Source organism: Nocardia altamirensis NBRC 108246, assembly GCF_001612685.1.
Taxonomy (GTDB): Bacteria; Actinomycetota; Actinomycetes; order Mycobacteriales; family Mycobacteriaceae; genus Nocardia; species Nocardia altamirensis.
In genome coordinates this window covers 46,187-56,437 of record NZ_BDAY01000026.1, presented here as the reverse complement: position 1 = coordinate 56,437, position 10,251 = coordinate 46,187, and the positions used below count along the sequence as shown (strand labels likewise).

At 66.4% G+C, this 10,251-nt stretch carries 8 protein-coding genes; 3 read left to right on the top strand and 5 right to left on the bottom strand.

What is annotated here, in order from left to right:
* The 3 genes from NA11_RS16465 to NA11_RS16455 all read right to left on the bottom strand — a co-directional run.
* Window positions 1-3,293 (bottom strand): hypothetical protein (locus tag NA11_RS16465; protein WP_218023325.1); only part of this gene is annotated, 3,293 nt, incomplete at its 3' end.
* A 235-nt stretch (window positions 3,294-3,528) separates the two neighbouring features.
* On the bottom strand, window positions 3,529-5,775 hold the full coding sequence (locus NA11_RS16460) for a serine/threonine-protein kinase (RefSeq protein ID WP_069162773.1): 2,247 nt from the start codon (window positions 5,773-5,775) through the stop codon (window positions 3,529-3,531).
* 142 nt (window positions 5,776-5,917) lie between these two features.
* Entirely contained in the window at window positions 5,918-6,247 is a 330-nt protein-coding gene (locus tag NA11_RS16455) for a hypothetical protein (RefSeq protein WP_069162784.1), read from the bottom strand.
* A gap of 180 nt (window positions 6,248-6,427) precedes the next feature.
* Between NA11_RS16455 and NA11_RS16450 the strand changes: the two genes are divergently transcribed.
* The 3 genes from NA11_RS16450 to NA11_RS16440 all read left to right on the top strand — a co-directional run bounded on the left by NA11_RS16450 (window position 6,428) and on the right by NA11_RS16440 (window position 8,906).
* Window positions 6,428-7,138 carry a lipase family alpha/beta hydrolase gene (locus NA11_RS16450; protein ID WP_069162772.1) on the top strand — a complete coding sequence of 237 codons (711 nt, stop codon included), beginning with the start codon at window positions 6,428-6,430 and terminating at the stop codon, window positions 7,136-7,138.
* A 203-nt stretch (window positions 7,139-7,341) separates the two neighbouring features.
* Window positions 7,342-8,421, top strand: coding sequence for an NAD(P)H-dependent amine dehydrogenase family protein (locus NA11_RS16445; protein WP_069162771.1), 1,080 nt, complete (start codon window positions 7,342-7,344; stop codon window positions 8,419-8,421).
* A complete protein-coding gene (locus NA11_RS16440; protein WP_069162770.1) occupies window positions 8,418-8,906 on the top strand; it encodes a carboxymuconolactone decarboxylase family protein in 489 nt (162 codons plus the stop codon). The genes NA11_RS16445 and NA11_RS16440 overlap by 4 nt, the downstream gene beginning before the upstream one ends.
* 111 nt (window positions 8,907-9,017) lie before the next feature.
* Here the strand turns inward: NA11_RS16440 and NA11_RS16435 are convergent, their stop codons facing one another.
* Window positions 9,018-9,389 (bottom strand): hypothetical protein, encoded by a 372-nt coding sequence (locus tag NA11_RS16435; protein ID WP_069162769.1) that lies wholly within the window; start codon window positions 9,387-9,389, stop codon window positions 9,018-9,020.
* Window positions 9,390-9,444: 55 nt separating this feature from the next.
* Entirely contained in the window at window positions 9,445-10,140 is a 696-nt protein-coding gene (locus NA11_RS16430; RefSeq protein WP_069162768.1) for a hypothetical protein, read from the bottom strand.
* Window positions 10,141-10,251 lie beyond the last annotated feature (111 nt).

The following is a 10,251-nucleotide window of genomic DNA, read 5'->3' as shown; positions in this document are numbered from 1 at the left end:
CGATTGGGCTCGGCATGGGAGTTCGGTCCTCGGCCGGGTTGGTCGGCGCGGTTGGAATCGAACTGCGATCCCGAGCTGGGTTCGGTATCGAAGTGTGGCACTCGACCGGTCTGGGCGGCGCGGTCCGAGCCGAACTGTGTTTCCGGAATGGGCTCGGTGCTGCGATCGGTATCGCGGTGCGGTCCTCGGCCGGGCTGGGCACCGTGGTTGGCATCGAACTGCGATTCCGGGCCGGGCCGGGTGGTGCGATCGGGTTCGAAGTGTGGTGTTCGACCGGGTTGAGCCGCGCGGTTGGAGCCGGGGTGCGGTGCCGGATCGAACTGAGCGTGTTCGGTACCCGGATGCGGCGCTCGATCGAACTGCCCGTTGCCATTGGTATCCAAATGCGGTGCCCGACTGGACTGTGTGGTGCGGTCGGGGTCGAACTGCGCTTCCGGATTGGGCGCGATGCTGCGATCAGCATCGAAGTGTGGTGCTCGACCGGGTTGGCCGGCGTGGTTGGCGCCGAACTGCGATTCCGGGCCGGGCTCGGTATCGAAGTGTGGTGCTCGACCCGGTTGGGCGGTGTGGTTGGAATCGAACTGCGCTTCCGGATTGGGCGCGAAGGTGCGATCGGCATCGAAGTGTGGCGCTCGACCGGGTTGAGCCGCGCGGTTGGAGCCGGGGTGCGGTGCCGGATCGAACTGTGCGCTGCGGTCGGTGTCCGGATGCGGTGCTCGACTGGACTGGGCACCGTGGTTGGCGTCGAACTGCGATTCCGGGCTGGGCGCGATGCTGAGATCGGGTTCGAGGTGTGGTGCTCGACCGGGCTGGGTGGAGCCGGGGTGCGGTGCCGGATCGAGCTGAGCAGCGTGCTCAGAACCGGGATACATCGCTGGATCGAACTCGGCGCTGCGATCGGTGCCTGGATTCGTCCCTCGACCGGGCCGGGTGGCGTGGTCGGAACCGGAGTGTGGTGCCGGATCGAATTGTGCGCTGCGGTCGGTGTCCGGATGCGGTGCCCGACCGAACGGCGTGGCGTGGTCGGGACCAGAGGGTGGTGCCGAATTAGGTTGGATGGCGCGGTCCGACGCGATGTGTGGTGCCGAATTGGGTTGGGCGGCGCGGTCCGACGCGATGTGCGGTGCCGAGTTGGCGTTGGCGGTGTCGTCGGAGCCGGGTTGTGGTGTGGCGCTTGGCTGGACGGTGCGGTCGGCACCAGGCCGGGCGGCGGCATTGCGCGCGGTGCGACCGGAACCGAGGTACGAGGCCAAGCCGCCCCTGGTAGGCCGATCAGAACCGGGGCGTGCTGCCGGACCGGATTGGGCAGGGCGATCGGCGTCCGGCGTCGCGGTCGGATCGGCCTGGGAGTCGAGTTCGGAACCCGGGTACGGAGCCAGACGGGGTTGCACGGTCCGATCAGCAGCGAGTTGCGGTGGCGCACTTGGGCTTGCCGGTTGATCGGCACCAGGGTGCGTCGCCGGACCGAACTCGGGAACACGATCGGATCCGGAGTTCGCCCTCGAATCGAACTGGCCGACACCATCGGCACCGTAGTGTGCTGCCGGATCGAACGGGGCTGCGTCACCGGAATCGTGTTGTGCTGCCCGATCGAACGGGGCTGCGCCGCCGGAACTGTGCTGTGCTGTCGGCTCGAACGGAGCAGCGTACTCAGTCCCGGGATGCATCCCCGGATCGAACTGCGCGCCGCGGTCGAAACCAGCATGCGTCGCCGGACCGAACCCGGAGACACGATCGGATCCGGAGTGCGTTCCCGAATCGAACTGGCCGAAACCACCGACACCGAAGGGCGGCGCCGGATCGAACTGGCCGGCACCATCGGCACCGAAGTGCGCTGCCGGATCGAACGGGGTTGTGCCACCGGTGCCGTGTTGTGTTGTCGGATCGAACGGGGTTGTGCCACCGGTGCCGTGTTGTGTTGTCGGATCGAACGGGGCTGTGCCACCAGAACCGTGCTGTGCTGTCGGCTCGAACGGAGCAGCGTGCTCAGTCCCGGGATGTATCGCCGGATCGAACTGCGCGCCGCGATCGGCATCCGGATGCGGTGCTCGACTCGACTTGGTGGCGCGGTCGGAATCGATGTGCGATGCCGAATTGGCGTTGGCGGCGCGGTCGAACCCAGAATCCGTCGCAGCTCCGAACCCGGGAAAGCGATCGGGTCCGGAGTGCGCTGCCGGATCGAATTGGCCAGCGCGGTCGGATCCGGGGTATGCCATCGGTTCGAACTCGGTGAGGCGGTCGGATCCAGGGGGTGCTGTCGGATCGAATTGGCCGGCGCGGTCGGATCCGGGGTCTGCCATCGGCTCAAACTCAGCGACGCGATCGGATCCGGGGTGCGTTGGCGGACTGAACTGGCCAGCGCGATCGGATCCTGTCGGTTGGAACTCGGTGAGGCGGTCGGATCCAGAGTGTGTTGTCGGATCGAACTGGCCAGCGCGATCGGATCCTGTCGGTTCGAGCTCGGAGATGCGATCAGAACCGGGATGCGTCGCCGGATCGAAGTGGGCGGGATCGTCGGAGCTGGGTGCTCGGGTGGGATCGAACTGGGCTCGGCGGTCGGGGCCGGGGTGGGTGCGATTCGAGCGCAGGCCCGGATGCGGTTGTGCGTCAGGGGAGTACGCACCGGGTCCGGCGCCGGGGTGCGGGGGCTGGCCGGGTGGGTGCTGCTGGATCGCAGGGTGTCCGCCGGTCACGCTGGCAGGCAGGCTCGGTGTGGAACGGAGGGGCTGGGTGTGGGCGGCGTCGAGGGCGGGGTGTTGGCCGCTGGCCGGGTCCGTGTCGTTGGCGGTCGGTGCGGTGCGCACGTCGACGACGAGGTTCGCGAAGTTGGCGGGACCTTCGCCGATGCTGCACCACAAGACGATTCGCCCGTCCGGGGTGTTCTCGATGACGATGCCGTAGTTGCCGACCCACGACTTCTGCTCGCCGTAGCCGTCGACCCAGACCGGCGTCAGTGTGACCAGCGTGCCGGGCGCGCTGCTGACGATGTCGAAGCGGATGCCGCCGACCAGTGCGTCGGACCAGACGTCGACCCCGGCCAGGCGCCTGCCGTTGAGCTCGACGTATCCGTTCACCACCGACAGCCCCATGCCGAGCCCGCGCAGACCAGCAGGCGGGGCGGCCGAGAGCAGGGTCACCGTGACGGTCGTCGGCACGGGCCCGACCTGCTCGGTGTACATCGGATAGATCTTGCTGCCACGCAGAACGATCGGTTCGGCACTCTGATAGCGGGCTGCGAGCGGTAGCTCTTCCTGCGAATTCCGCGCACCCCATGACGAATACCGCTCGTTCATGTAGTGCCCGCCTTTCCGGCCGAAAGTGTCTCGCCGTCCCTGCGCTGTGCGGCGGGATATACCGTACTCGCCGAAGCTAGAAATGGCCCAGCAATACGGCGGGCCACCACTGGGAGCTCCGAGTACCGGATACCGATCAGTTCATCGGTTTTACGGCTGCCGGAGCCGAACGTTCGGCCGGGCCGCCACCGCGTCCACCGGACGTCGAGAGCGCGGTTTCGCAGGCCGATCGAGCTCATCGCGTGACGACACGTTCCAGCGCGGCCAGGTCCTGCTCCAACATCCGGAACAGCCAATACACCCCGATGAAGGCGAGCGCGCTGCCGACGCACAGCACCCGGAGCGCCACGATGACCTGCGGAATGTCTTCGGCTGGGATGAACGTCGCGCCCGCGACACCGAGCAGCGGGACCGCGGCGGCGATGGCCAGGAAATAGGTGCTGCGCCGGTCGAGCTCGGCGAGCCGAAGCGCGTCTTTCCCGCCGAGTCCACCGTGCGGAAGGAACATCGGGTACAGCGAGCGCACCGCATAGAAATTGACCATGAAGTACGGATACGCCATCGCGATCGCGCCGCACACGATCTGCGTGATGAAGAAATGCACGTAGGACTCGGCGCTGAGGTGGTTGCCCGAGGCCCGCACGGACAACGGCACGATGATGCCCGCGATGACCCAGAGTGCGAAGCAGGTCAGCACATTTCGTTTACCGAGCAGTAAGGTGTCCGACCGTGCCCGCGCGAGCGTGTCGGTGTCGTAGGACTTGCCCTTGCGCAATCCGCTCGACACCGACCACAGATTGGCGAGCAGCACATTCGTCGCAATGAAGCCGATGAGGAAACACAACCCGTAGGTGAGGGTCGCGATCTGGTCGAATCGGTGCTGCGCCTGCGCATCCAGCTTGCCGATGATCAGCGTCCGGTTGTGGTTGTAGCTGTACCAGATGGCCAGCGCGTTCGGCACCGCGATGGCGAGCGCCATGACCGGGTGCATGAGCCGCCGGGCCCGCAGCCGCCAGCTGCTCGGCGGCGGGTCGACCAGGTCGCGGGCCCTGGCGTCCAGGCACACCTCCAACTGCTGTGCCATGTCCGCGCCGCAGCGCCATCGTTTGTCCGGGTCGGGGTCGAGCGCCCGGACCAGCGCGCGTTGCAGCGCGGCGGGGCAGTCGGCGGGAAGGTCTTGGTATGGCAGCGCTTTCGGGCTGCCTGACCGGCGCTCCAGCATGCCGTCGAGTGCCGTGCGATCGCCACCGGTCACCGAGTCGTCGTCGAAAGGCTTTCGCCCGGTGAGCAATTCCCACAGCACCACGGCGAGCCCGTAGAGATCGCTTCGGGTGTCGAGGTCTTCAGCCGTGCCTGGCCGGTCCGGGTGCACTGCGGCCAGTTGTTCGGGCGACATGTAGGCGAGCGAGCCGCCGAAGTAGGCGACCGGACTGTCGCCGGAGACGTTGCCGCTGAAGCTGATGTTGAAGTCCGCGAGTTTGGGCACGCCGTCTGCGGTGAGCAGCACGTTCGCCGGCTTGATATCCCGGTGCAGCACACCGGCATTGCCCGCGTAGTCGAGTGCCTCGGCCAGCCTGCGGCCGAGCCAGGCGATGGTTTCCGGCCAGGACAGCGCCGCGAGTTGGGCGCGCAACGACGATTCACTCGGCCGGATCTCGCCCTTGCCGGTCAGCACGGAGTCGATGACGTCGAGCAGCAGTAGGCCGGATCGCTGCTCCGGTGGCGTCGTCCTGACTCGTTCCAGCACGGTGAACAGCGTCCCGCCCGGCACGTACTGCATGTAGAGCAGCCGGAGCTTGCGGCTCGCCAGCACCCGCTGGTCGAAGACCCGCACGATGTAGTCGTGGTCCAACTGCGCCAGCGTCTGCGGTTCAGTGCCCTTGTCCCTGGAGATCTTCACCGCGACGAGCCGCTGCATCGACCGCTGCCTGGCCAGGAACACCCTGGCGAACGCGCCGCGTCCGAGCCCGGTCATCAGGTCGAAGTCGTCGATCTTCTGCCCGACCTCGATCTCGTCGAGGTTGACCGGTTCGGCGGCCGACATCATCGTGCTGTGATAGTCGTCGGTGGCCAGCATTTCCGAAAGCTGTTCGGCTTGTTCGGGATAGGCCGCGGTGTATTCGGCGACCTGCACCGAGCTGTCGGCCCGCCGCCGTAGATGGAACTCTTCGTAGATCAGGTCGGGCGGCAGCGGCCAGGTGCGCAACTCCGGCAGGTCCGCCACGTATTCCGCGAGCCGCTTGGGCTCGGTGTTGCGTCCCCACCGGTTGGCCAGATCGACCTTGATCAATTCGATCAGCGAGACCCGGCGGATCGCGGGCGAGTCGGGCAGATAGGCCCGCAGATCGGGTGGGGTGTGCGCGGTGCGCCACGCGTCGGCGAAGCGCTCGACCACGTCGGCGACGCTGTTGCCGCGGGAGTCGACGGGCGAACGGTCGGATGCGACCGTCGCTCCCGAAACCGGCGGGGCGGGGTGCGCCATCTGCGCATCGTATCTCCGCGGTCGCCGCGAAACCGAACGTTTGCCCGGAAATATCCGGACTACCAATCCGCACGGCATGATCGAAGGCCTATGGCGGACGGTGAGAGTGTTTCCTCAGCAGCGCCGGATTCGGCGGCGAGAGTTACTTGTCCATCCCTGCGTGGGGTGTGAAAGCCCAGCGAGCGTAAGTGTTTTCGGGGCGAACCGTGATCACATCGCAGGTCGAGACGACCGCATCCGCGGTGCCGTCGAGGTGTTCGAGGTTCGGTGTGATCACCGCTTCGGCATCGAAGTGATGGACCGCGCCCAATAGCTCGATGAGGCGGTCCTCGGTGGCATCGACTACGACAGTTTTGGTGAGATCGTAGCCGAGTCTCCTTGCGAGACTACGCATCTGCCGCTCATCCCAAACCTGCTGCGCGCCCGACACGTCGCGCCGCACATAGCCGAGTGCGGTTGGTTTCACTGCCATCACCACCTCCTCGTCACCCAAGTCAACTCTGACATCGGCGTTTACGCCACCCCGGCGTGCAGGACATCGCGGTATGCCGCGCGCCTGTCGTGTCGACAGTAGCTGAGTCGCGTACCCCTCAGGCTATAGGCAGTAGGGTTTCTACGGAAACGAACCGTTTCCGAAAGTAGGTCGACATTCATGCGCGTGCGAATCATTCGCTCGACCGTTGTGCTGTGTTGCGTGATTTTCGGGTTCGCGCTCTTGCCTGCCGCCGCGCATGCCGTCGGCCCGAATCCGGTTCTGGTAATTGGCGGATTCGACGCGAATCAGACCAAATTGGACACTTTGCGCGCTTGGCTGGGGTCGCGCGGTTACCCGGCCTATTCGATGCAGTTGCTCGGGACCCCCACTGGCACTGCGGCGATTCCCGAGTCGGCGAAGGCGGTTGCCGACCGGGTCGCCGCGATCCGGCACGAGACCGGTGCGGCGCGGGTCGACCTGGTCGGTCATTCGATGGGCGGTTTGGCGCAGCGGCACTTCGTGAAGTTCCTTGGCGGGCTTGGTCAGGTCGGCACCTACGTCGACTTCGGGACGCCGGAGGAGGGGGAGCCGCTCGCGGTGGCGTGTGCGCTGTTCGCGCAGGGCTGTCGTGATCTGCTGCCCGGTTCTGCGTTCCTCGCCGAGCTCAATGCGCCGCCTGCGGTTCCGGCCGGGCTGTCCGCGTTTCACCTTTTCTCCGACACCGAGGGTGGCGAAACGAAGCTGCTGCCCGGTGCCGTCAATGCCAGCGTTCAATCGTTCTGCCCTGGGCGCAAGGTCGGCCACGCCGACGAGCCGACCGATCGGGCGGTGCAGCAGTTGATCGACTCCGCGTTGCGCGGTGGACCGCTGGCCACGGCCTGCCCGTAGCGGCAAAGTATGTGTAACCGACGGTAACTGTTACCGCCGGTTACACATACTTTGAAGGGATTTCGAAGATGTGGGCGCGGATCGCAGCTCGCAGATCTTCAGACGAGGGACAGCGTACCTTGTGCGGCCCGTTGTTGTCACAGGACCCCCAAGGTTCGCGAATACCCCAAATAACCGACCAAGCGCTTGCTACGCTCGGCCGCATGATCTCCACGGCGGTGTGGGGCACCGGCAATGTCGGCCGGGCGGCCATTCGGGCCGTCGAGGCGCATCCGGCGCTCGAACTCACGGGTGTGCTCGTGCACAATCCCGGCAAAGTCGGCCGCGACGCGGGGGAGTTGAGCGGTCTCGACTATCGCGTCGGCGTCGCCGCGAGCGATGACATCGAGGCGATGCTGGCCGCGGCACCGCAGGCGATCGTGTATGCGGCGTCCGGCGATATCCGGCCCGACGACGCGCTCGCCGATATCGTGCGGGCGATCCGGGCTGGCGCGGTGGTCGTCACGCCCGCGCTCTATGCGCTGTACGACCCGCGCAATGCGCCTGCGGAGGTACGTGATCCGGTGCTGGCCGCGATCGGGGAAGGCGGCGGTTCGCTGTTCGTCTCCGGCGTGGATCCCGGGTGGGGCAACGATGTGCTGCCACTGCTGGTGAGCGGCCTCGGCGGCACCGTGGATGTCGTGCGCTGCCAAGAGATCTTCGACTACGCCACCTACGACCAACCGGACTCGGTCCGCTATCTGGTCGGCATGGGCCAGCCGATGGACTATCAGCCGCCGATGCTGGCGGCGTCCGTGCCGACCATGGTGTGGGGCGGGCAGATTCGGCTGATGGCGCGGGCACTCGGCGTCGAACTCGACGAGATTCGCGAGACGCTGGACCGGCGGGCGCTCGACACGACCATCACCACCGCGTCGATGGGGGACTTCGAGGCGGGCACGCAGGGCGCGGTGCGATTCGAGGTGCAAGGCATCGTCGCGGGCGTGCCGCGCATCGTCATCGAACACGTGACCCGCATTCATGCGTCCTGCGCGCCGGACTGGCCCGCGCCCGCCGACGGCGACGGCGCGCACCGGGTGATCATCGAGGGCCGCCCGCGCATCGAGGTCACCATCGAGGCGACCGACGAGGGCGGCAACCGGGCCGCGGGCGGAAACGCCACTGCCGTAGGGCGTTTGGTGAGCGCCATCGATTGGCTCGTCGACGCCGAGCCCGGGCTCTACGACGCCCTCGACATCCCACTGCGTCCGGCGGTCGGCAAACTCGGAAGGAAGCACCCATGATCATCGACATTCCCGCGGGCAAGGATCCGATCGGCTACGTCTGGGGCGAAATGGTGCCGGGCATCGGCCTGGCCGCGTCGCAGTTCTCGCTGTCGGTGTACTCGCACAGCACGTTGGGTCTGCGCGAATTCGAGGCCGCCCGGCTGCGCATCGCACAGATCAACGGGTGCCTCTTCTGTCAGGACTGGCGCACCGAGCGCGACGGGAAGAAGGTGGAACCCGAGTTCGCCGACGCCGTCACCGAATGGCGCACCACCGACGCATTCGACGAACGCACCAGGCTCGCTGCCGAATACGCCGAACTGTACGCACTCGACCACCACAGCATCGACGACGATTTCTGGACTCGCATGCTGGCCCACTACACCCAGACCGAGGTCGTCGAACTCAGCATGAGCATCGGCTCCTGGCTGGCCTTCGGCCGCCTCAACCGCGTCCTCGGCCTCGACACCGCCTGCGTCCTCCCCGGCCACTCCGCGGCCTGACCCGGTCGAAATCCGCACTCCTTCTTGGGATCCGCACCCCTCAGGGCCCCCGCAGTGGGTGCGGATCCCTAGAACGGGTGCGGATTTCGAGGAGCGCTCAATGCGCGGCGATCATTCGGAACGTTTCGGCGGCCACAAACTGTCGTCGGCCGCGTCGTAGAGCTGGTACTCCAATCCCAGGATGAGGCCTTCGATCAAGCGGCGGATCGCTGTTGCCGCGCTGTCGACGGCAGAACTGCGATGTCGGCGGCGGTCGGCGCGATCGGCGGCGGTCACGCGCACGGAATGGCCTGCGGCTTCCACATTGAGCAAGGCGTGGCGGTAGGCGGCGGGGACGCGGGTATTCCAGCCATGCAGCGCGACAACGACGAATCGGTGCAGCTGCTCATCGACAGGTTGTCCGTACTGGGTCCGGACATAGTCGCGAACCTGTGCGGGCGAGTCGACGGCCCCCATCGGCAGCACAACGAACTCGTAATTCATCTGTCCAACGGTAGCGCGATTCACCGAAAACAGGCTGGGACAACAACTCTGCGAATTACCGTTTAGGCACCCATGCTGGTTGTCCGTCCACGAGGCCCGTCTCGAACAATTCCGGCGCGTCCAGCACCGCCCTGAGCAGGTCGTGCGCCTCGACCGGTGACAGCGTGGCCGGGTAGCGGATGTATTCGAGCGCGGCGGTATTGCGGACCAGGAATCGGTGCCGGAATTCGGTGTCGTCGACGTAGGTGAGGGCGATGCGGCCGGACCAGTCGATGTCGTGCGTGCCGTCTGGGCGCCTGGTGAAAACCACCTCCTGGTCGGCGACCGAATCATGGCCGAGCAGGTAGATGTTGAAGGCGAGAAATTCGAGTTGATCGGCATCGACGAGCGGTAGCGGGTCCGCGGTTAAACGTTGTGGTGTCAACGATTTCAATTGAAACATTTTCCCCGGGGTGGCGGCGAGGAATCCGGTGCCGTCGTCCTCACCCCAGTATGTCGAGGACAACGTGCAGCGCCCGTAGTTCTGCCACACCACCGGCGATGCCCAATCCTCCTCGTCCCCTGTGCCTTTCGGTGCACCGTCGGCGCAGTAGTCGGCCGACCGGAGATGCAGGTCGAACCAGAGATTGCCGTTCTCGTCGATCCGCCCGGTCCACGCGAACTCCTCGATCGCGTGCCCGGCAGGCCATGGGTTTCCCGGGAAGGCAATCCGCCCCACCGTCGGTCTGCCTTCCAGGTCGATCCTTTCCATCCCTCGAACCTAGCGACCACCACCGACATACCGCGCGGCACCCGTCATTCTCGGCAGATAGCGGCTATCGCCTTGTCCAACTCGGCACTGATCAACGGCCACGAGGTGCGG

Excerpts from the sequence above, each read along its gene's own strand:
- NA11_RS16460 (WP_069162773.1), bottom strand. The coding sequence starts at position 5,775 with ATGGCGCACCCCGCCCCGCCGGTTTCGGGAGCGACGGTCGCATCCGAC.
- NA11_RS16435 (WP_069162769.1), bottom strand. The coding sequence starts at position 9,389 with ATGAATTACGAGTTCGTTGTGCTGCCGATGGGGGCCGTCGACTCGCCC.
- NA11_RS16450 (WP_069162772.1), top strand. The coding sequence starts at position 6,428 with ATGCGCGTGCGAATCATTCGCTCGACCGTTGTGCTGTGTTGCGTGATT.
- NA11_RS16440 (WP_069162770.1), top strand. The coding sequence starts at position 8,418 with ATGATCATCGACATTCCCGCGGGCAAGGATCCGATCGGCTACGTCTGG.
- NA11_RS16455 (WP_069162784.1), bottom strand. The coding sequence starts at position 6,247 with ATGGCAGTGAAACCAACCGCACTCGGCTATGTGCGGCGCGACGTGTCG.
- NA11_RS16445 (WP_069162771.1), top strand. The coding sequence starts at position 7,342 with ATGATCTCCACGGCGGTGTGGGGCACCGGCAATGTCGGCCGGGCGGCC.
- NA11_RS16430 (WP_069162768.1), bottom strand. The coding sequence starts at position 10,140 with ATGGAAAGGATCGACCTGGAAGGCAGACCGACGGTGGGGCGGATTGCC.